The sequence below is a fragment of the Hyphomonas beringensis genome (genome assembly GCF_000682755.1).
Taxonomy (GTDB): Bacteria; Pseudomonadota; Alphaproteobacteria; order Caulobacterales; family Hyphomonadaceae; genus Hyphomonas; species Hyphomonas beringensis.
Genome location: NZ_AWFF01000048.1, coordinates 1 through 21,596, shown reverse-complemented (window position 1 = coordinate 21,596; position 21,596 = coordinate 1). Strand labels below are relative to the sequence as shown.

The following is a 21,596-nucleotide window of genomic DNA, read 5'->3' as shown; positions in this document are numbered from 1 at the left end:
TCAGCCATGCCATTGAAACTTGCCATTGTCGGGCGCCCAAATGTCGGCAAGTCGACCCTGTTCAACAGGCTGGTCGGCAAGAAGATCGCGCTGGTCGATGACCAGCCGGGCGTCACGCGTGACCGCAAACAGGCCGAGGGCAATCTCGCCTCAATGCCGCTGATCCTGATCGATACGGCCGGCTATGAGACGGCCTATGATGACAGCCTGGAATCGCGGATGCGCCAGCAGACCGAGGCCGCCATTGCCGAGGCCGAACTCGCCCTCTTCCTGATTGATGCGCGCGTTGGCGTCACCCCGGAAGACGAGAACTTTGCCGCCCTGCTGCGCAAGTCCGGCATTCCCATCGTGCTGGCCGCCAACAAGGCTGAAGGCCGCCAGGGCGATACCGGCCTTATGGAAGCCTGGAATCTGGGGCTGGGCGACCCGGTCGGGCTCAGCGCCGAGCATGGCGAGGGCATGGCCGATCTGTTCGAGGCCATCCGCAGGGTGCTGGGCGAGGAAGCCTTCGAGCTGGCCATGCAGGAAGCCGAGCAGGACTATGACCCCCGCGCTGCAGAAGACATTCTGGAAAAGCTGGCACATATCGACATTGATGATCTCAGCGTCTCCGATGACGATCTGGTCGCGGCCATTGAGGCCGCCGATGTGGACATCGCGCCGGAGCCGCCCCGCGATGACAAGCCGATCAAGCTGGCCATTGTCGGCCGCCCGAATGCCGGCAAGTCCACACTGATCAACCAGCTGCTGCAATCAGACCGCCTGCTGACCGGCCCGGAAGCCGGCATCACGCGCGACTCCATTTCCATTGACTGGGAATGGGAAGGCCGCCGCATCCGCCTGGTCGATACCGCTGGCCTGCGCCGCAAGAGCAAGGTGCAGGAACGGCTGGAACGCATGTCCACCGGAGAGACGATCCGGTCCCTGAAATATGCCGACATCATCGCCCTGGTCATGGATGCGCATGAGGCGATGGAGAAACAGGATCTGCAGATCGCCGAACTCGCCCTGCGCGAAGGGCGCGGTGTGGTGCTGGTGATTTCCAAATGGGACACGGTGAAGAAACCGGACGAGGCCGCGCGCCATATCCGCGATCTGTCGAACCGCCTGATGCCGAATGCCGGGGGCGCGCCGGTCGTGTTCCTGTCCGGCCTGACCGGTCGGCATACAGACCGCCTGATGCCCGCCGTGGCAAAGGTCTATGAAGACTGGACCGCGCGCGTAAAGACCGGCGATTTGAACCGCTGGCTGCGCCACACGATTGAGCGCCACCCCCCACCAAGTGTGCAGGGCAAGCGCATCAAGCCGCGCTACATGGCGCAGATGAAAGCCCGCCCGCCGACCTTCGTGCTGATCGCCTCCCGTGGGGACCAGATGCCGGAAACCTACAAGCGCTATCTCGTCAACGAGCTGCGCGAGGCTTTCGACATGCACGGCGTGCCGATCCGCCTGTTCGTACGCCAGGGCAAGAACCCCTATGCCAACAAGGCCGAAGGCGCGCGCAAGCCGCCTGCGAAAACCTATGGCAAGGGCGCGAACAAGGCCGCCAACCGCGCCGCCGGCAAGACCAAACAGAAGAAATACTGATCACACGAATCCGTGACTGGAAAGCCCTGCGCCAGCCGCCTAGGGTCGCTTCAGTGAATCAAATCGGAGAGCCGACATGAACCAGATCCAGGATGTCGTGAAAGCCTATTATGGCGAAACGCTGAAAGGCAGCTCGGATCTGCGCACCGATGCCTGCACAACCGAAGGCGCCCCGCCGCCGCATGTCTCCGCCGCCCTGGCCGCCGTTCATGATGAGGTCGCCGCGAAATATTATGGCTGCGGCCTCGCCATCCCCGCGGCGCTGGACGGCCTGAAAGTTCTGGACCTTGGCTGCGGCGCAGGCCGCGATGTGTTCGCGCTGGCAAAGCTGGTCGGCCCCAAAGGCCATGTCACCGGCGTCGACATGACGGACGAACAGCTGGATGTTGCCCGCGCCCATGAGGCCTGGCATGCCGAGCAATTCGGCTATGACGCGCCGAATACGCGCTTTGTGAAAGGCGAACTGGAAAAGCTGGGCGATCTGGATCTCGCCGCTGGCAGCTTTGACCTCATCATCTCCAATTGCGTGATCAATCTCTGCACAGACAAGCCAGAAGTGTTCCGACAGGCCCACCGCCTGTTGAAGCCGGGCGGGGAGCTGTACTTCTCGGATGTCTATGCAGACCGCCGCGTGCCAGAGGCGCTGGTGCATGATCCGGTCCTGTACGGAGAATGCCTGTCCGGCGCGCTCTATTGGGGCGACTATCAGAGCATCGCGAAAGCGTCCGGCTTTACCGACCCGCGCGTCGTCAGCCACCGCCGCCTCGCCATCATCGATCCGAAGCTGAAAGCCAAGGTGGAGCCGATCCGCTTTGCGTCTGTCACGGCGCGCCTGATGAAGCTGGAAGGCCTCGATGCCGCGTGTGAGGATTACGGCCAGGCCGTCATCTACAAGGGCGGCGTTGAAGGCATGGAGCGCGTGTTTGTTCTGGATGCAGAGCATGAGATCGAAGCGGGCCGCGTCTTCCCGGTCTGCGGCAATACGCGGGCGATGCTGATGGACACGCGCTTTGCGCCCTATTTTGAGGTCGTGGGTGAAGGCCAGACGCATTATGGCCTGTTCCCCGGCTGCGCCGCGCCGGATGTCTTTGCAGAGACAATGGCAGACAGTGCCCCTGCCCCGGTAGGTGGCTGCTGCTAGGCCTTATTCTGTCGGATCAACATTGCCGCGCAAGGCCTTGACTTCCCCGCGTTGTTTCTTCGCTTTCAGGCGGCGCTTCACGCTGCCATAGGTCGGCTTGGTCCGGATACGGCGCTTTGGCTTGCGAGAGGCCTTGTCGATCATCTGGGCCAAGCGCTTGCGGGCCGCTTCCCGGTTCAGCACCTGGCTGCGATGCTCTGCGGCCTCCACGATCAGGCGCCCATCCTTGGTGATGCGGCTGGCGAACTGTCTGGCAAAGCGCGACTTCACCTCTGGTGGCAGGGAGGACGCCTCAACATGCCAGGTCAGCTGCACGGCGGTGGACACCTTGTTCACATTCTGCCCGCCCGGCCCTGAGGCGCGCACAAAGCTCTCCGACAGCTCCCAGGCCGGCAGCGTCAGCTCGTCATTGATACGCAGATCCCCAAATTCGGCCATGGACTTTCCTTAACACGCCGTTCAGCCAGAGTTCAGCCCCGCCTGACTAGGTTTCACACATAGGCCCGCTTCATAGCGGGAAAAGGCATCCCCGGTGAACACCTGACAGGTCGCAAAGCGGGGCCAGATTTGGAGGCAGTGCCCGCCATGAAACTCTACAAGACCCTTTCGGCCTTGCTGGCCGCTACGGCCACATTTGGCCTGATCGCCGCCCCCATCGCCTCTGCAGACCAGGGCAGACGCGGCGACCATCACCGCGGAGACCGCCACTATGACGGCCGCCATGGCGGAGACGGCCACCGGAGCCGCGGCCATGACGGACGCCGGGGAGACTGGAACCGCGGCGACCGGCATCGGGGTGACCGACATCGCAGTGACGGGCATCGCCGCGACTGGAAGCGCAGCCGCCATCATGAGTCCCGCCGGGGACATGACTATCGCCGCAGCAACCATCATTACAAGCATCGCGATTATCGCCGTCCGCCGCGTGTGGTGCACCACTACTATAATTCGCCCCGTCGCCATTATGCGCCGCCGCGCCACAATTATGTGCGCTATGGCCGTGCCTATGGCCCGTATTACCGCCGGGGCTATCATCCGCGGTATGCCGTGGGCGGCTGGTACCGTCCGCACCGCCAGACCATCTATATCAATGACTATGGCAGCTATGGCCTCTATGCGCCGCCGCCAGGCTATTACTGGGCCCGCGACTATGACAGCGGGGACGCGATCCTGGCCTCTGCTGCGACCGGCGCGATCATCGGCCTGGTCATCGGCGCCCTGGCCTACGACTAAGACCTTGTGAACATCTCCGAATGTGAAAAGGCCCGGACACGCATGTCCGGGCCTTTTTCGGTTGGGTCGGAGGAGAAACCCTAGAATCTGATCTGCGTGCGCATTCCCTTTGGCTGACACGGTTCCTGAAGGAAGGTCGCGCCCAGTTGCTTCACATGGGTTGAGATCATCGCGCCGCTGACCTGGCTGGCATCCCTGGCCGCAGGCTGGCTGGCCGCGCTGGCGCCATTATCCAGGAGTGTGAGTACGCCGCCCTCTTCCGCTGCCTCGAAAGACAGGTCAATCTTGCTGTCCTGGTTAAGGCTGCGCGAGGCGATGTTGGCAAACAATTCGGTAATGATCATGCCCAGGGAGACCGCCGTTTCATGCGTCACGGTCTTCGGCACGACATTGGCCGATAGCTGAACTGTGCGGGCGGAGAACACTTCACGCAGCTGGCCGAGCAGGCCGGGCAGATATTCCGCCAGATTGACCTCGTTGGCTGTCTCCAGCAAGGCGAGCTGTTCATGCACTTTGGCGATGGCATCCACCCGTGTGGACGCGACATGCAGCGCGGCGCGGGTTTCATCCGATTGTGCCTTTCCGGACTGCACGCCCAGCAGGCCGGCAATCATGGAGAAGCTGTTGTTCAGGCGGCGATCCGGTTGACGCTCCGCCACAGAAGCGGCTGTGGACATTGTCTCCAGCATGGCCGCCTGGGAGTTAGACAGATCTTGCAGCATGGCCTCGTTCTCGCGCAGGCGCTCCTGTCGCTTGTACTGGTCTGTAATGTCCCGTGAGACAGACAGAATACGGGAAACACGGCCAAGCGAATCCATGATCGGAGAAACGGTGACTTCCCACCAGCGCGGCTGGCCCTTGGCCGTCGGGCAGTAGGCCTCGATCCGGCTGATCTCGCCCAGATTGGCGCGCTGGACAGCATGGTCGATAAGCGCCTGGCTTTCGCGTGGCCACAGCGTACACCATGCCTGGTTCTCGACTGACGAGAAATCATCAATCTCCATGGCGCACTGCCCGTTCACATTCATGAATTCGAGCGCGCCGTCCGTGCCGATGATCTTAATACAATCCGCACTGGCATTGAGGATGGAAATGAAGGCGGACGAGGAGAGATCCTGCAATATATCCACCGCGAGTTGGTCCTGTGCGTGCTCTGCGGAGACATTGACGTTAAGCGATTGCATGGCGTGCAGACCCTGTTTTCAATATGCTCAGGCGCACAGAAATACCGTCTTAAGGTACGTCGCAAATTAAGCGGTTCGATCAAATTTCATCGATTTCGAACATTTTTGCACACCCTGGCGCTCTGCCCTGAAATTTCGGGCAATTTTAAAGCGCTCCCAAAAATGTGGCCTGAAACGCCCCGATGTTAACTTTGTTCTGGCGCAAATCATGCTTAGCTTTGATTCGTCCGGGATGGTTCTGGACAAAGTCCGTGCCTGCTGCACGCTTGAAAGGAGGTGATTCATGTCGAGTGACTATGATGAAAATACCCCCTCTGAGACACCCCACACAACTCATTGAATTTATTGCGAAAAATAAAATGAAATTCGCCTAGTATTTCTGCATATTTTTCGTTTCCCACTGGTTTCCCAGTGATTTCCGACAGATTTAAGGTCGATTTTCGGGATAACCGCACCAAGTCACGGAGGCTCCCGTGATTAGGTGTGCGATGGTCCCATTCTTGTTAAGTAATTATCCGGCGTCGCTGCCTATAGGGCCGCCACAAAACTTGGGATTCAATGCCATCGCTGCTTGGGGTCGTAGGATCGGGTTCCGGTTCGACGAAATGCTCAGGGTCAAAATAGCTCCAACCCATTCCAGTTACCAAATGGATGGCGACATCAGTCGTACGCGGTGGCGTTCCGGGTTTATCGAACGACAGATTGTACTCAGCGACTATCAGAACATAGTACGCGTGAGGCCCGCTTTGCGGATCGCATTCATGGCTCCAGCCGCCCACAGTCTTGGTTACTTTATCGCCGGGAAAAAGGACGAAAGAGTCTGCGACGTTGGTCTTTGGAGCCGCATCAAAATCTGGATGGCTGTTGCCTAGGTCATCTGTTCCCGGAATCGCTAAAAACTTCGTGAAAAGCGTGATATTGGTCGCGACCCCCGACCCAACATTTTTAACTTTGACGTTTGCGCCAAACATCGCGCCATTTCTTCCAAAGCTAGATAAGGTAGCGTTGCGCTCCAATTTGAGCTTGAGCCAAGCCCGATTTTCAAGAAGTGCAACCTCTTTGGTGGCCTCCGTCATTCTGCGGGTTTCGATGAACGTCAGCACAAGGGCAACCAAACCAAAGGCCGTAAAGCCACCAATCCACGCAGTCCAATATGCTACACGTTCCTGAGCAAGCAGGTCTGCATCAGTCGCAGTTCTCGCCTTATCCTTGGAATTGTTTCTTTTGAAGTTGGGACCAAGCTCTGGTTCGCATCGCCATTGATACACCTCGTTGACCGCACCAGGCTCAGCCTGCGAATCCTCGCTGGCTGTGGTTCGATATTGGGTACATTGCTGTTCTTCCTGACTATGAGGTATTTCTAGAACACTTGGCGCGCTAGGCTGGAACGCCCACACAAATACAAAAAGAATAAGAAGAACCGGAATGGACAGCCCAGCCACCCACACAGCTAGATAACGTAGAGCCTTTGAGAGCCAATCGCCTTTAGACATAGCGACATAAAAGCCGCAATGAACTTCCCCCTGCTGTGCTTGTTGCGGATATTCGCTTCGTTGTCCTCAACACCTATAGCCCCCCAGCGTTTCAACTAGCTGACTTTACGTGATTCCCTTGAGTTTAAGTTGGGCTTTTAAAAGGTCTGCGGCCAGCATCACTTCGTTTCTCCGAAATACCTGCACTAGTACGCTACGGACGCCACATCGCTGGAAGATCAGCGCCGGGAAAGCAGTGGCGATCTAAGATGCGAGTTCTGGGGAATGCGATGGCCGCGCCTGTCAGCCGGATGTTTGCTGGGTACTGGCAAAGATAAGCATCAGGCCCATGCTGCAGCGCAATGAAAAGACTCAACTTTTGGCTTGTAGAATCAGCCGAACACTGGAACCCTAAAAAGGTTGGCTTGCCACAAGCCAGCCTAAAATATTGTCCGCCGGTGCTGGCGGGGTGCCTAGACGGTTTTTTTATGTGCCGTTTTGGGGGAGGCAGTCAAGACGCGCCGGAAAAAGATTAATAACGGGGCGGCGCGTCGAATGGGAACTCTCGAAAAGGTCTTTTTTAGCTATTTTGCATGGTTTGGTGGAACCATCACCCTATTAACTGTTTGTGGTCAGTGGGAAGTCGTCAATTCTTTCTTAATTGCCAACCCGATAATTGGTTTATCAGCGAGTGTCTTATTTTTGGTGTTTTCGTATATACATTATGACTCTGTGGACAAAGTGGCTAAGTTGGAGTTTGACAAGCGTCGCAGACCACGAAAAGGTCGTCGCAAATAGCGAAATAGCGAAAGAGTATGACAGACACATACGGGTATCTAATCTTGGGCGCATTGGTGATCGTTCCGGTCGCCAAAATTCTTGCAACCAAAATCCAGCAGCCAGCGCGACTTAGCTTTGCGGAAATGGGCCGCGATCTTCTGGAGAACCCGGCAATAGATGACGAGCAAGCCAAACTCATTAATCGAATGCTTGATGACGCCTTCAAATGGCACACTGGCCTTGTGATGGCATTTGTTGCGACGCCGGTCTTGCTCTATTTCTTTATTGCTGAATTAATTGGCGCTGACCTGCATGATAAAGATTCAGCATATCGCCGTCTTTCAAACATGCATGAGGGTAAGACGTTTATGGACCGAGGTATGTGGTGCGTTTTGGGATCAAACCCAATCGCGGCGATCGCCTTGTTCATCCAAGCCTTGCCGATGGCGCTACTCTATGCGGTCATCACTGGCAGCATGAAGGCTGCGGCCAGAATGATGGAGGAGAGAGTGTTTGTGTTTGTTGGAACGGCAAAGCGAGTTTAGCCCACCTCCCAAACCAAAACCTTTCCTGAGTACTGCCGAGTGACAACCCACCCGGCAGCTCTTTCTTCCCTGAGGCAGTTACCAATCCGCCGCGTCATATCCGACAGGTACTTCCTGCCATAGGATCATCGCCGCGTAGCTCTACGATATTCCACGCAATGTCCCTGCTGGTCATAGGCCCGTCAGCGTGCCTCAGCTCATGAAGTTAAGCGCACCTTGGCCAAAGAGCCTGACTATCTTCTGAAGAAGAGGCTTCCTATGAAGCCACCGATGAAACTGATCCTCCAGAACTGCAGGATCAACAACAACCCCACACCCGCAAGGTAGCCTAAGGGTTTCATTTGCCGGCGCGTCTCCGCTACCTTTAGATGATTTATTTATCTACCATCTATATAATTGGTCAGACTAACCGAAGCGGACATTTCACGCTTAATCTAAGCCATTCAATTCTCAACAATGGCTTATTTACTTCACGCACATATGGTTTGAACTAAGGTACAAATCGTGCCTAAATTTAGTTGTTATCGGCGGATTTCGTTTCCCAGTGGTTTCCCAGAAAGGTCTTTACCTAAGTCATTGATGACATTGGGGAATTAAATCAAGGCTTACAATTTTTGTAAGTAACCATCACAGGATGCGCCGATAATATATTGTAATCAATGACTTTTTTGAAAGGAGGTGATCTAATGTCGAGTGAGAAACCATATGGGATCAAAAGGTTTATATCCTATGGTGTCTGGCCGGAGCAGCCTCCTGTCAGCGTCTAGAGATATTTGAAGGCAAGCTGAAACGCTGCCGAACCTTTTGAGTCCCAGGGGCTCACGGAAGCCGCCCATGTCGGGCGGCTTCTTTGATTCCGGGCTGTATGTCTTATACCGCCCTCCCCGGCCCTGAGCGATACGGGTTTCACCTGATCTGAAACAAGGCTATTCAGGCGGCCACACACATCACGCCACATATGCCCTTGAAGGAGAGTGACATGTCCGTTCTGACTCACGGAAAATCCGGCTGGACCATCGGAACCGGTAAACCGCTCTCCGTGATTGCGGGCCTCAACGTGCTGGAGGATGAAGGCCTGGCCATGGAAGTGGGCACAGAGCTGAAGCGCATCTGCGAGGCGCTGGGCCTGCCCTATGTCTTCAAGGCGAGCTTTGACAAGGCGAACCGCTCCTCGATCAAATCCTATCGCGGGCCGGGCCTGGAAGACGGGCTGAAAGTGCTCGCCTCCGTCAAGGCAAAGCTGGGCGTGCCGATCTGTACAGACCTTCACGAGGCAGGCCAGGCCGAAGCCGTCGCCGATGTGGCGGACATCGTCCAGATCCCGGCCTTCCTGTGCCGCCAGACCGATCTGGTTGTTGCCACTGCCAAGGCGACCGCGGCGGCAGGCGGCATCATCCAGGTGAAGAAGGCGCAGTTCATTGCGCCATGGGACACGAAAAACATCGTCTCCAAGATTGGCGAGGCCGCAGAAGTTGGCGTCATCCTGTGCGAGCGCGGCTCAAGCTTCGGCTACAACAATCTGGTCGTCGACATGCTGGGCATTCCGGAAATGCAAAAGCTCGGCTGCCCGGTGACGATTGATGCGACCCATGCCGTTCAGCTGCCGGGCGCAGACCCCCGCACCGCAGGCGCCTCCACCGGGGGCCGCCGCGACGGCGTCGCGATCATTGCCAAGTCTGCGATTGCCGCTGGCGCCGATGGCGTGTTCCTCGAATTCCATACCGATCCGGACAAGGCCCTGTGTGACGGGCCGAGCTGTCTGCCGATCTCTTCCGCGGAGGGATTGCTGACGACGCTGAAATCCCTGCACGCGGTTGTAAACGCCTGATCGGCGGGCTGATGGCGCGCCTCATCCTGTTCAACAAGCCGTTCAACGTGCTGTCCCAGTTCACCGACAAGGGCAGCCTGGCGAGCACGCGTGAAACCCTGTCTGACTATATGGACGTGCCGCACGTCTATCCGGCCGGTCGGCTGGACCGTGATAGTGAGGGCCTTCTGGTCCTGACCGATGATGGAAAGCTGCAAGCCCGGATTTCCGATCCGAAGCACAAGCTGACCAAGACCTATTGGGCGCAAGTTGAGGGCATTCCGGACGAAGCCGCCCTCACCGCCCTGCAGACCGGCGTGGATTTGAAGGATGGCCGCACAGCCCCGGCAGAGGTGCGCCCGATTGCTGAGCCCGCCAATCTGTGGCCGCGCACGCCGCCGATCCGGTTCCGCAAATCCGTGCCGGACAGCTGGATCGAGCTGACCATCACCGAGGGCCGCAACCGCCAGGTGCGCCGCATGACGGCTGCAGTTGGCCATCCGACCCTGCGCCTGATCCGCGCCCGTGTCGGCGACTGGACACTCGGCGAGCTTGGCACCGGAGAGTGGCGCGACATAAAGGCCTGATGCCAAAGCCTTCACAGGCCGCGTAACACAGATTAGCAAGCAGCACTCCATCGCCCCTGCCACGCCCGCCTCATGGGCCAGACATGGAGAGCTGTCTGATGCCTTCCTCCCTTGAAACCTGGCTCGACCAGAACGCCCCGCAATCGGTGAAGAACGCCGCGATCTATATCGCCTCTGTCTGGAATGAGGGCGCCTATGGGCTGACCTTTGGCGAGATCGTTATTTCTGTCTTCATCCTGGTCGTGGCCATCGGTGTGCGCGGCCTGTTCGCGCGGCTGGTGGTCGCCTCTGTCATGCGCGTTGCCGCCGGTACGAAGACGCATGCCGATGACGCGCTGGTCAAATCCATCGCGACGCCGCTGAAGATCGTGCCCGTGATCATCGGCATCTACATTGCGCTGCAGGTGACGAACATTTCCGGGCAGGCGGAGATCTATGCCAACCGCATCTTGCGTTCGGTGATCACGCTGGCTGTGTTCTGGACCCTGTCGCGCGCGGTGAACGCGTTTGAGTTCCTGTTCGTGAATTTGCGCAATGCGCTGTCGTCTGCGGCCGTGGACTGGATGATCAAGGCGCTGCAGGTGATCCTGGTCGTGCTGGGCATTGGCGCGGTAGCAGAGCAGTGGGGCATCCAGATTGCGCCGCTGCTGGCCGGTCTCGGCGTACTGGGCATCGCGGTCGGCCTTGGCGCGCAGGATTTGTTCAAGAACCTTATCTCCGGCATCCTGATCATTACAGAGAAGCGCTTTGTGCCGGGCGAATGGATCAAGGTGGACGGCGTGGTCGAGGGTACGGTGGAGAAGATCAATTTCCGCTCCACCCTGATCCGCCGCTTCGACAAGAGCCCGGTCTATGTGCCCAACAGCGCGCTGTCAGATGCCGCCGTGACGAATTTCTCCCGCATGACGCACCGCCGCATCAAATGGGTCGTGGGCGTGGAATACCGCACCACAGTGGACCAGCTGAAATATATCCGCGACGAGATCGAGGCCTGGCTGTGGCATGACGACCGCTTTGCCAAGCCGCCCGCCGCCGCCCTGTTCGTGCGCGTGGACAGCTTCAATGCCAGCTCCATCGATTTCCTGATCTACACCTTCACCAACACCAAGGATTGGGGCGAGTGGCTGGCCATCAAGGAAGAGTTCGCCGTCGCCGTGATGGACATCATCGCCAGGGCCGGCACCAGCTTCGCCTTCCCCAGCCGGACCATCTACATGCAGGAGATGGACCCGCCGGAAATCATGGCGCCGCCTGCCCGCAGCGACCATGTCGAGACCGCACAGAAGGCGATTGCCGCATCCGCCCAACGGCGCGGCATGGGCGAGGCAGACGACGACGGCTGAGTGTCAGCCCGCCGCCTGCACGCTGCCTTACTTCACCCAGACACCCGGCGCATTGGTGCGATAGCCGAGCGATTTGTATGCCGCATCGATCAGGCTCTGGGCCCGGTCATTCACCAGAATGCCATTGCCCATCTGGTTCATCGTATAGCTGAAGGCGAGGCCCGCTTCCGGATCGGCAAACCCGATCGAGCCGCCCGCGCCGACATGGCCGAACGCCCGGTCCCCCATGATGACGCTGGTGCCCGGCCCCAGATTCAGCGCGCGATTGTCCATGGACTTCATGAAGCCCGGCCCGAACCGGGTCGGGATCAGCAGCGTCGCGTCGCGCTGTGTGGCCGTCGTCACCATGCTCATCGCCTGCAAGCGGTCTGACGAGACCAGCGTGCCGTCATTGATGGCCAGCGGCGTGTACATCGCCACCTGACCGCGCGCATTGGACAGGCCCCCGCCGCCGCCAATCTCCGCCGCCTGGGAGGTGCGGTCGTTGAAATCCCACCCGCCATTGTTCATGAAGCTCTTGTGCTGGATCGAGTCCGGATCGGTCATCAGCTTGATCGTGAATTCGGTCGGCTGGTCATCGGGCTTGGGCGCATAGGGCAGGATGGGCGCAATATGCACATCCTCGCTTTCCGGCAGGCCCAGCCAGAAGCGCGCGCCGGTTTTCTCTGCCACTTCCTCGCGGAAAAATGTGCCGAGCGACTTGCCGGAGACGCGGCGGACCAGCTCGCCCACCGTCCAGCCGAAATTGATCATGTGATAGCCATTGCGGGTGCCCGGCTCCCAGAAGGCTTCCTCATCCTCCAGGCGCTGGATCATATAGTCCCAGTCGGTAAACCCGCCGGTGCGAACCGGATCGCGCAGGGTCGGCAGCGCGCTTTCATGGTTAAGCATCATCCGAACGGTGGTTTTCTCTTTGCCGTTCTTGGCAAATTCCGGCCAGTATTCGGCGACGAGCGCCTCCGGATTCAGCTCCCCCCGGTCAATCAGGATATGCGCGCACAGCGCCGTCGCGGCCTTGGAGCAGGAGAAGACGATGGAGATCGTATCCTCTCGCCATGCCTCGCCGGTTGCCGCATCGGCCACGCCGCCCCAGAGATCTACCAGCGTTTCGCCATTCACAGACAGGCAGACCGACGCGCCCACCTCGCCGCGCTCGGCAAAATTCTTCTCGAATTCTTCTTTGACAGACGCGAATTTCGGGTCGCAGGCCCCGCTGACAGTTCCAGCCATGTTTATTCCTCCCATTATACCAGGAAGGATAACGAGGCCGCCAGAATGAGAAAGGGCTGCCCGTGGGGCAGCCCTTGTCGTGTCTGGTTTTGCCGATGGCCTAGGCCGGTTCTTCGGCTGAGCCCTTGGCGGCAGGCTTTTTCTTCTTGCCCTTGTCGGCGACATATTTGAAGGCGAGTTTTTCCTCGTCGGTCTTGTCGATATCGATATGGACAACACCGCCCTTCTGCAATTCGCCGAACAGCAATTCTTCCGCCATCGGTTTCTTGACGTGCTCCTGGATCGTCCGGGCCAGGGGCCGGGCGCCCATGTCTGCGTCAAAGCCCCGCTTGGCCAGCCATTCGCGGGCGGCCTTGGTGATCTCGATGGAGACGTTGCGATCTTCCAGCTGGACTTCCAGCTGCAGGATGAACTTCTCGACCACGCGGTCGATGATTTCCGGCGTCAGGCCACCGAAGGTGATCGTGGCGTCGAGGCGGTTGCGGAATTCCGGCGTGAACAGACGCTTGAGCGCCTCTTCCTGCTCGTCTTCCTTCTTGCCCCGGCCAAAGCCGATGGAGTTCTTGGACGCATCTGCGGCCCCGGCATTGGTTGTCATGATCAGGATGACATTCCGGAAGTCCACCTTGCGGCCATTGGCATCGGTCAGAGAGCCATTGTCCATCACCTGCAGCAGGATGTTGAACAGGTCCGGATGCGCCTTCTCGATCTCGTCGAGCAGCAGCACGCAGTGCGGATGCTGGTCCACGCCATCGGTCAGCAGGCCGCCCTCATCATAGCCGACATAGCCCGGAGGCGCGCCGATCAGACGGGAGACGGTGTGACGCTCCATATATTCCGACATGTCGAAGCGCAGCATCTCGACGCCCATGATGGAGGCGAGCTGTTTGGCGACTTCGGTCTTGCCGACGCCGGTCGGGCCGGTGAACAGGTACGAGCCGATCGGCTTGTTCGGTTCCCGCAGGCCGGCACGGGCCAGCTTGATGGAGGCCGACAGGGCCTCGATGGCCTCGCCTTGTCCGAACACGACGCGCTTCAGATCTGTCTCCAGAGACTTCAGCGCAGCGGCATCGTCCGTAGACACCTGTTTCGGGGGGATGCGGGCAATCTTGGCGATGACCGCCTCGATGTCCTTCTGGCCCACGGTTTTCTTGCGCTTGGACGCAGGCAACAGCCATTGCGCGGCACCGGCCTCATCAACCACGTCGATGGCCTTGTCCGGCAGCTTGCGGTCCGTGATGTAACGGTCCGACAGCTCCACCGCCGCCTTGATCGAGTCATTGGTGTAGCGCAGGCCGTGGAAATCCTCGAAACGGGATTTCAGGCCGGTCAGGATCTTGATCGTATCCGGAACGGTCGGCTCCACCACATCGATCTTGCGGAACCGGCGGGACAGGGCACGGTCCTTCTCGAAATGCTGCTTGTATTCCTTGAACGTGGTCGAGCCCATGCAGCGCAGACCGCCATTCTGAAGCGCAGGCTTCAGAAGGTTCGACGCATCCATCGCGCCGCCGGACGTAGCGCCCGCGCCGATGATGGTATGGATCTCGTCAATGAACAGGATGGCTTTTTCCTGCTGTTCCAGTTCCTTCATCACGGATTTGAGGCGTTCCTCAAAGTCACCGCGATAACGCGTGCCGGCCAGCAGGGCGCCCATGTCGAGCGACCAGATGACGGCTTCGTCCAGAATTTCCGGCGCGTCGCCGTCCACGATCTTCTTGGCGAGGCCTTCGGCAATGGCCGTCTTGCCCACGCCCGGATCGCCGACGAGGATCGGGTTGTTCTTGTTACGGCGGCAGAGCACTTCAATGCAGCGATTGATTTCCAGTTCGCGGCCGATCAGCGGATCGATCTTGCCGGAGCGCGCCTTTTCATTGAGGTCCACGCAATAGGCGTCGAGCGCCTCGTGGCCCTGCTTGACGGGCTCTTCCTCTGAATGCTCCGCACCGCGCGGGCTGGACGGACGGGACATGCCCGGCTGCTTGGCCACGCCATGAGAGATGAAGTTCACCGCGTCATAGCGGGTCATGTCCTGCTCTTGCAGGAAGTAGGCAGCGTGGCTTTCACGCTCTGAGAAGATGGAGACCAGCACATTCGCGCCGGTCACTTCATCGCGGCCGGAGCTTTCAACGTGCAGAATGGCACGCTGCACCACGCGCTGGAACGCAGCGGTGGGCTGAACGCGGCCTTCGCCGTCATCCACAATCAGGCTGGACAGTTCTTCGTCGATGTAGCGGCTGAGATCGGCGCTGAGCGCCTCAATATCCACTTTGCAAGCGCCCATGACTTCTCGGGCATGCTCATCTTCCGTCAGCGCCAGGAGCAGGTGCTCCAGAGTTGCGTATTCATGATCACGCTCCGAGGCGAGCGTTAGGGCCTTTTCCAGGGCGGTCTCTAAGGAGGGGGACAAGCGTGGCAAGGGTTTGGCCTTCCGGGATGAGTGTTTCTAGTCTTCTTTCTCCATGACGCATTGGAGAGGGTGTTCATGGCGTTTGGCAAGGTCCAATACCTGCGCGACCTTTGTTTCGGCCACTTCGTAGGTATAAACCCCGCACAGCCCCACGCCCTTTTGGTGAACGTGTAGCATTATTCGTGTCGCCTGTTCTGTGGACCGGTTGAAGAACCGCTCCAGAATGAAGACGACGAACTCCATCGGAGTGTAGTCATCATTGAGCAGGAGGACACGATAGAGCGACGGCTTCTTCGTCCGGGTTCTCGTCTGCGTCGCGAGGCCGAAATTGGAACCATCTTCATCCCCTGACTGATCGCCCCCCGGTGGGCCTTCCGGGCCCGGGTCATTTAACCAGATAGGATCAAGAGTGCCGCTCATGTCTTTAAGATATACGTTCCAGCAGGAGTTTGAAGAGTAGATGTCTGCCATTTGCACAGACTGCCTGATTTTAAGGCAAGGCAAGTGTATCGAGGATCTCCCTGACGCGCTTTTCATTTGCCCCCAGATCGGAGTGCCCGACCCGGGATCGGGAATAGATGGCGATCCTGGACTTATCAGAGCCCGCAGGCCCCGCCATGACAGCGATATCGATGTCATCCTTGAATTTGAAAATCTTTGAGATCGCGATGAAATACAGCCGTCCGGAGGAAGGATCTGCGGCCTTCAGCTCCCACCTTTTATGGGCAGAAACCATGCCTTCCACGCGGCCAAACAATTCCTCAGCTGTACAGTTGAAAAGAGGCGCTTCGGCATCCGGTGACGCCTGATCAGCATAGCCGGGCGGGGCGACAAGATACGTGTTTGGCGTCTTTGGACGCTTGACGGTGGAGAAGTCCAGAAAATCGCTCATACAGTAAATGTATACGGACTCGCGATCTCTGCCAGCCCCTGATCCAGCGGAAGCCTCAATCAAAAAAGAAGAAACCGGACCAATAAGGCCCGGCTTCCACCAATCTACGTCACTCTACACCAGACTAAACGGAGCTCCGTCAGCTAGGATTGAGAGAAATCTTATTTACCCGCGAAGGCCATGAAAGGCTTCGCTGCATTGCGCCATGCGCTCATGCAGATATCGGCCTGCTTGGTCATTTCGGAGGTGTAGGCAGAGAAGAAAGTCTTCGCATAACCTGTCTGGATTTCCATCGCTTCGCGCGGGTCTTTCGCGCTGGTCAGCGATTGCGTTGCTTCCACACCCTGCTCAAGCGTGCGAGCGAAGAAGTCCATGTTGCGAGCGCCGAGCGTACGGAAGATTTCCGTGGAGCTGGCTGCTTGTTCGGCAAATGCCTTGAGACCGTCTTCGGCGAAACCACCGAACTTACCAGCGTAATCCGTCATTTGCTCAACACCTTCATCAATCATTTTGCTCGCTGAATCCGCGACGCGCGCTTCCGCCTTGGCGGTGGTCGTTTTCTTCTTCGGAGCGGCTTTTTTTGCTGTCGCCATGGGATAGTCCTCTTCTAGCGTCGAGCTCATAACCTAGCGTAAATTGTTCGCAGATGCAATGATTTTTTGTGCACTGCACAATAAATTTTGTCCACAATCCGCCTGAAGGGCTTGCGAGCATATTACGGATTTGTGAGGCTGGGCCCTGCGTTAAGGTGTGGTCAACGGATTTAGCAGATTCTAGGTTAAGTCCGGGGCGACCGGGATTAACCCATTCGGGAGGAAACATGATGCGGCGAGCATTCTCACCAGTTCTGAAGGCCATGGCTTTAACGGTGATGCTCTTCATGTCCGGTCTGGTTGCCCAGACTGCGGCCGCGGAAAAGTATGCCTCCATCGTGATCGACGCTGATACGCATGAAGTGCTGCACGCCCGCAATGCGGATGAGCCGCGCTATCCGGCCTCTCTCACCAAGGTGATGACGCTCTACATGCTGTTCGATGCCCTGAAAGCCGGCGACGTCACCCTCGACGAGCCCCTGACCGTCTCACGCCATGCCGCCAGCCGGCCGCCCTCCAATCTGAAACTGCGCACCGGCTCCACGATCACGGTCCGCGACGCCATCGGCGCGCTGGTCAACAAGTCTGCCAATGATGTCGCCGCCGTTGTGGGCGAGCGTCTGGGCGGCACGGAAAGCCGCTTCGCGCAGCTGATGACAGTGAAAGCCGAATCCTTGGGCATGCAGAATACGCGCTTCATGAATGCGTCCGGCCTGCCCGATACGCGCCAGCTGACCACCGCACGCGATCTGGCCATCCTGGCCGAAGCGATGCTGGAAAATCACGCCGACTATTATCACTATTTCTCTCAGCGCAGCTTCAACTGGAACGGCCGCGACTACAAGAACCACAATGATCTGCTGGGCAAGGTGGACGGCGTGGATGGCATCAAGACCGGCTATACCCGCGCATCCGGCTTCAATCTGATGGCCTCCGCCAAGCGCGACAATCGCCGCGTGATCGCCATCATGCTGGGCGGCAACACGTCCAAATCCCGCAATGCCCATGTCGAGGATCTGGTCGAAGCCGCCTTTGAAACGCTGAACGATCCGGCCAACCAGAATGATCTGGTCTTTGCCAAGGTTGCCCTGCCGATCCATCCGAATGGCGCCGCAGAGCCGATGCTGAACGGCAAGCCGCTGCGCGTGATCATTGCCGAAGGTGGCAGTGATGATGAGGCACCGGCCGAAACGCTGGTCACGGCGCAAACCTCTGCCGCTGACAAGGCGCCAGCTCAGGAAGAGGCCACCATCGTGGCCCGTGCCGAGCCGGAAATCGTCGAGCAGACCAAGATGGAAACCACCATCGATGTCGCCGAACAGCCGAAGACCCAGGTCATGAGCGTTTCCGAATATGAAGCGCGCCAGATGGGCCTCGCTCAATAAGCAGCGCACTCTGCAGCATATCCTGCCTGAGTTCAGGTCTTGCCAGCTCCGCGCCCCTGACCCAGAACGCTTTTCAGGCATCAGGAGCGACTCGACGTGACCCGTGAAAGCGATCTCGATATAGCGCGCAATGTGATCCGCATTGAACGCGATGCGCTGGAACAACTGGAATCCGGCCTGGACGACACCATTCAGAAAGCGGCAGACCTGATCATGGCGACCGACCGCCATGTCATCGTCGCCGGCGTTGGCAAGTCAGGCCATATCGGCCAGAAAATGGCGGCCAGCCTGGCCTCAACCGGTACGCCGTCCTTCTTCCTGCACCCAACCGAAGCCAGCCATGGCGACCTTGGCATGATTGTGCCGGGCTCTGTCGTGATTGCGATTTCCTATTCCGGAGAGAGCCGGGAACTGGTGGACCTGCTGCGCTATTGCCGGGGCAACCAGATCCCCGTCATCGGCATGAGCCGCGCGCCGGACTCCACGCTGGGCCGCAATTGCGATGTCTTGCTGAAAATGCCGACGGTCGCAGAGGCCTGCCCGAATGGCCTGGCGCCGACCTCATCCACCACGATGGCGCTGGCGCTGGGGGATGCGCTGACCATCGTGCTGATGGCGCGGCGCGGCTTTTCACGGGAAGACTTTGGCTTCCGGCACCCTGGCGGCAAGCTGGGCCGGTCCCTGCAAAATGCCGGAGACTATGTCGCCGGGCGGGCAGACGACCTGCCAAGCGTGCGCGACACAGCCGCCGTCGACACGGTGATCCTGACGATTTCGGAAGGCCGCAAGGGCTGCGCTGCCGTGCTGGATGAAGCGGGCAAGATGGTCGGCATGGTCACCGATGGCGATTTGCGCCGGGCCATGCTGGCAGGCAAGCTGAGCGGCGATGCGACCTCCATCATGACCCCCAATCCGCAGACCATCTCCCCGGAAGAGAGAATGTCTGTGGTCATCAAGCGGCTGACGGAGAAACGCATCTCGAATGCGTTTGTCGTGGAAGACGGGCGCCCCATCGGCATCGTCGACATGAAAGATCTTCTTGCCGAAGGATACGTCTGAGGCGCCCGCGCTTCAGGGGGCTTATTTCACCAATTCGAACGTCACACTGACCTGTGCGGAGTAGCCAATTTCACCGCCGGAGATCGGCGTGGCCTTGGCTTCCATGGCTTCGTTCATCACCATGCGGCCCATCTGGACAGGTTGCGGGGCATGGCCACCAGACTCCGAAATGCTGACGATACGGCCAACGCGCATGCCGGCGGCTTCCGCATACAGCTGGGCGCGGGACACCGCATCCTTGATCGCCTCGCGGCGGGCTTCGTCCTGGGCATCGCTCGGGTCTTCCAGGGCAAAGGACAGGCCGTTGAACGTGTTGCCACCGGCCGTGACCAGGCTGTCCAGCGTCTCGCCAAGATTGTCGAGATCAGAGACTTTCACCGTCAGCTGGTTTGAGGCCGTGTAGCCGCGCAGCACCTGTTTGCCGCTGCGGCGACCATTCTTGTCCGTTTCCTCAACATAGTCATAGACCGGGTTGAGGGAGAGGTTTGAGGTCTGCATGTCCTTGTCAGGAATGCCCGCGGCGGCAAGCGCCTCGAACATGCTGTTCATGGCTTTCGCCTGATCGGCCATGGCCTGCTGCGCCGTTTCGGCCTCTGCCTGAACGCCTGCATTGATATAGGCGATGTCTGGCGCCTTCTTCACAGTGGCCTGGGCGGAGATGTCGAGCGTGGTTTCAGGCTGGATGGAGTTGGGATGGTAGCTGCTGGTCATGGTTCCTGCACTTGCATTCTGGGCTGCGGGCATCTGGGCACAGGCAGCCATTGTGCCGGCCAGGATAAGCGCGCTGGATGATATAAGCAGGTTTCGGGCAATACGCATGTTCGCTCCTTGCGTTGACTTGATGATCCAGCCTTGCAGGAGTGAGATGACGCACTCATGAACAAATCAGGCCGGTTTTGTGTCCCCGTCCGGATATCCGTTCGGGTTCTGGCTTTGCCAGGCCCATTGGTCCCGGCACATATCGTCCAAGGTGAAACGTGTCTGCCAGCCCAGAAGTTCCAGCGCATGGGACGGGTCCGCCCAGTAAGCCGGCAGATCGCCCGGACGGCGCGGCGCAAACTCCACCGGAATGTCGCGGCCACTGGCCTTCCTGAAGGCCTCCACAACGTCCAGCACGGAATAGCCATTGCCTGAGCCGAGATTGACCGTGAAGCTGTCGGGTGAGGCCATCAGCTTTTCCAGACCGGCAATATGCGCCTCGGCCAGATCCATGACGTGAATATAGTCGCGCACGCCTGTGCCATCTGGCGTCTCATAATCCTTGCCGAACACATTGACATGCGGACGGCGACCGACAGCCACCTGCGCCACATAGGGCATCAGATTGTTCGGAATGCCGTTCGGATCTTCCCCGATCAGGCCGGACGGGTGCGCGCCGATCGGGTTGAAGTAGCGCAGGATACCGGCATTCACGTCCGCGCCCGAGGCGACGAGATCGTTCAGCATCAGCTCAACAGCGTATTTCGTCATGCCATAGGGGTTGGTCGGCGCCAGCGGATGGCTCTCTGTATAGGGCAGCGAGACCGGCGTGCCGTAGACGGTCGCGGAGGAGGAAAACACGATATGTTTCACCCCTGCCGCCTGCATGGCGGTGAGCAGGCTGAGCGAGCCCTGAACGTTCACGCTGTAATAGTCGAGCGGCTTTTGCGTGGACTCGCCAACGGCCTTCAGGCCGGCAAAATGGATCACGGCGGCACACTCATGCGCGCGCATGATCTCCTCCATGCGCGCGGTGTCGCGAATGTCCGCGTCAATCACAGGCAGATCGTTCACGCCGGTGATCTGGCAGATACGGTCTATGGCCGCGCGGCAGGAATTTGAGAAATTATCAACAATTACAGGACGATAACCGCGATTGATCAACTCAACACATGTATGTGAGCCGATATAGCCCGCACCGCCTGGAACAAGAATGGTGGCTGATCTGTCCTGCATGTATCCTGGCCCTTTATCGCATCGGCGTGTTCCATCCCGGGAGACGGGGATACGTACCATGCAACAGGCCTACCATATTTCGTAAATCCCGGGCGCAGACAACGCATTGCCAAGGCGGAGAAGCTCGCTAAAACGGGCGGCGGGGGCCTGTAGCTCAGTTGGTTAGAGCGGACCGCTCATAACGGTTTGGTCGCGGGTTCAAATCCTGCCGGGCCCACCATTCATTTCCGGTGCGCTCTCTGCGCACAAATTGATCGAGGATCAATTTGAGGAAATGAATGCCCGCTGCGCCAGCAAGGACATCGCTGGTGCGCTTGGCCAGGATGATACATCACAGGGCTTATCCCACAAGCTTCCCAGCCCAACCTGCAGCAAACACTGGCGCGAAAATAAACTTGTCCGACACCCTCCGT

At 58.8% G+C, this 21,596-nt stretch carries 21 protein-coding genes and 1 tRNA gene; 11 read left to right on the top strand and 11 right to left on the bottom strand.

What is annotated here, in order from left to right; genetic code table 11:
* Positions 1-6: 6 nt before the first annotated feature.
* Positions 7-1,587 (top strand): ribosome biogenesis GTPase Der, encoded by a 1,581-nt coding sequence (gene der / locus HY29_RS12250; protein WP_034797361.1) that lies wholly within the window; start codon positions 7-9, stop codon positions 1,585-1,587.
* Positions 1,588-1,663: 76 nt separating this feature from the next.
* Entirely contained in the window at positions 1,664-2,728 is a 1,065-nt protein-coding gene (locus HY29_RS12245) for a methyltransferase domain-containing protein (protein ID WP_034797360.1), read from the top strand.
* Positions 2,729-2,731: 3 nt separating this feature from the next.
* Here the strand turns inward: HY29_RS12245 and arfB are convergent, their stop codons facing one another.
* Positions 2,732-3,166 carry an alternative ribosome rescue aminoacyl-tRNA hydrolase ArfB gene (arfB, locus tag HY29_RS12240; RefSeq protein WP_034797358.1) on the bottom strand — a complete coding sequence of 145 codons (435 nt, stop codon included), beginning with the start codon at positions 3,164-3,166 and terminating at the stop codon, positions 2,732-2,734.
* Between the two features lie 147 nt (positions 3,167-3,313).
* Between arfB and HY29_RS12235 the strand changes: the two genes are divergently transcribed.
* The gene (locus tag HY29_RS12235; protein WP_034797356.1) at positions 3,314-3,961 is read left to right on the top strand and encodes an RcnB family protein; all 648 of its coding nucleotides are present in this window, start codon (positions 3,314-3,316) and stop codon (positions 3,959-3,961) included.
* Between the two features lie 80 nt (positions 3,962-4,041).
* On the opposite strand, the gene HY29_RS12230 is transcribed toward HY29_RS12235, so the two are convergent.
* From HY29_RS12230 to HY29_RS19885, 3 genes are all read right to left on the bottom strand, one after another.
* On the bottom strand, positions 4,042-5,145 hold the full coding sequence (locus HY29_RS12230) for a sensor histidine kinase (protein ID WP_034797355.1): 1,104 nt from the start codon (positions 5,143-5,145) through the stop codon (positions 4,042-4,044).
* 503 nt (positions 5,146-5,648) lie between these two features.
* On the bottom strand, positions 5,649-6,638 hold the full coding sequence (locus HY29_RS12225; RefSeq protein WP_034797353.1) for a hypothetical protein: 990 nt from the start codon (positions 6,636-6,638) through the stop codon (positions 5,649-5,651).
* The gene (locus HY29_RS19885) at positions 6,596-6,733 is read right to left on the bottom strand and encodes a DUF6471 domain-containing protein (RefSeq protein WP_422119926.1); all 138 of its coding nucleotides are present in this window, start codon (positions 6,731-6,733) and stop codon (positions 6,596-6,598) included. Before HY29_RS19885 ends, HY29_RS12225 begins: the two co-directional genes overlap by 43 nt.
* 439 nt (positions 6,734-7,172) lie before the next feature.
* Between HY29_RS19885 and HY29_RS19210 the strand changes: the two genes are divergently transcribed.
* The 5 genes from HY29_RS19210 (at position 7,173) to HY29_RS12205 (ending at position 11,679) form a co-directional block, all read left to right on the top strand.
* Positions 7,173-7,415 (top strand): hypothetical protein, encoded by a 243-nt coding sequence (locus HY29_RS19210; protein ID WP_155838310.1) that lies wholly within the window; start codon positions 7,173-7,175, stop codon positions 7,413-7,415.
* Between the two features lie 17 nt (positions 7,416-7,432).
* Positions 7,433-7,942 (top strand): hypothetical protein, encoded by a 510-nt coding sequence (locus tag HY29_RS12220; RefSeq protein ID WP_034797351.1) that lies wholly within the window; start codon positions 7,433-7,435, stop codon positions 7,940-7,942.
* 979 nt (positions 7,943-8,921) lie between these two features.
* Complete coding sequence (kdsA, locus tag HY29_RS12215) at positions 8,922-9,770, top strand: 3-deoxy-8-phosphooctulonate synthase (protein ID WP_034797349.1); 849 nt, start codon at positions 8,922-8,924, stop codon at positions 9,768-9,770.
* A gap of 11 nt (positions 9,771-9,781) precedes the next feature.
* Entirely contained in the window at positions 9,782-10,336 is a 555-nt protein-coding gene (locus tag HY29_RS12210; protein WP_034797346.1) for a pseudouridine synthase, read from the top strand.
* Positions 10,337-10,434: 98 nt separating this feature from the next.
* Entirely contained in the window at positions 10,435-11,679 is a 1,245-nt protein-coding gene (locus HY29_RS12205; protein WP_241765200.1) for a mechanosensitive ion channel family protein, read from the top strand.
* 27 nt (positions 11,680-11,706) lie between these two features.
* On the opposite strand, the gene HY29_RS12200 is transcribed toward HY29_RS12205, so the two are convergent.
* From HY29_RS12200 to HY29_RS12180, 5 genes are all read right to left on the bottom strand, one after another.
* Entirely contained in the window at positions 11,707-12,909 is a 1,203-nt protein-coding gene (locus HY29_RS12200) for a serine hydrolase domain-containing protein (protein WP_034797344.1), read from the bottom strand.
* Positions 12,910-13,009: 100 nt separating this feature from the next.
* Positions 13,010-15,328 (bottom strand): ATP-dependent Clp protease ATP-binding subunit ClpA, encoded by a 2,319-nt coding sequence (gene clpA / locus HY29_RS12195; RefSeq protein WP_034797341.1) that lies wholly within the window; start codon positions 15,326-15,328, stop codon positions 13,010-13,012.
* 27 nt (positions 15,329-15,355) lie between these two features.
* Complete coding sequence (gene clpS, locus HY29_RS12190; protein WP_034797383.1) at positions 15,356-15,739, bottom strand: ATP-dependent Clp protease adapter ClpS; 384 nt, start codon at positions 15,737-15,739, stop codon at positions 15,356-15,358.
* Positions 15,740-15,809: 70 nt separating this feature from the next.
* A complete protein-coding gene (locus tag HY29_RS12185) occupies positions 15,810-16,211 on the bottom strand; it encodes a DUF1499 domain-containing protein (RefSeq protein WP_051601464.1) in 402 nt (133 codons plus the stop codon).
* A gap of 161 nt (positions 16,212-16,372) precedes the next feature.
* On the bottom strand, positions 16,373-16,804 hold the full coding sequence (locus HY29_RS12180; RefSeq protein ID WP_034797338.1) for a phasin family protein: 432 nt from the start codon (positions 16,802-16,804) through the stop codon (positions 16,373-16,375).
* A 227-nt stretch (positions 16,805-17,031) separates the two neighbouring features.
* Between HY29_RS12180 and HY29_RS12175 the strand changes: the two genes are divergently transcribed.
* On the top strand, positions 17,032-18,189 hold the full coding sequence (locus HY29_RS12175; protein ID WP_241765199.1) for a D-alanyl-D-alanine carboxypeptidase family protein: 1,158 nt from the start codon (positions 17,032-17,034) through the stop codon (positions 18,187-18,189).
* Positions 18,190-18,285: 96 nt separating this feature from the next.
* Positions 18,286-19,248: a KpsF/GutQ family sugar-phosphate isomerase gene (locus HY29_RS12170; protein ID WP_034797336.1), complete on the top strand. Its 963-nt coding sequence runs from the start codon at positions 18,286-18,288 to the stop codon at positions 19,246-19,248.
* Between the two features lie 21 nt (positions 19,249-19,269).
* On the opposite strand, the gene HY29_RS12165 is transcribed toward HY29_RS12170, so the two are convergent.
* Together HY29_RS12165 and galE are read right to left on the bottom strand one after the other, a co-directional pair.
* Complete coding sequence (locus tag HY29_RS12165; protein ID WP_051601463.1) at positions 19,270-20,067, bottom strand: SIMPL domain-containing protein; 798 nt, start codon at positions 20,065-20,067, stop codon at positions 19,270-19,272.
* Positions 20,068-20,133: 66 nt separating this feature from the next.
* The gene (gene galE / locus HY29_RS12160) at positions 20,134-21,183 is read right to left on the bottom strand and encodes a UDP-glucose 4-epimerase GalE (RefSeq protein WP_034797333.1); all 1,050 of its coding nucleotides are present in this window, start codon (positions 21,181-21,183) and stop codon (positions 20,134-20,136) included.
* Positions 21,184-21,326: 143 nt separating this feature from the next.
* Between galE and HY29_RS12155 the strand changes: the two genes are divergently transcribed.
* Positions 21,327-21,403, top strand: a tRNA-Ile gene (locus HY29_RS12155).
* Positions 21,404-21,596 lie beyond the last annotated feature (193 nt).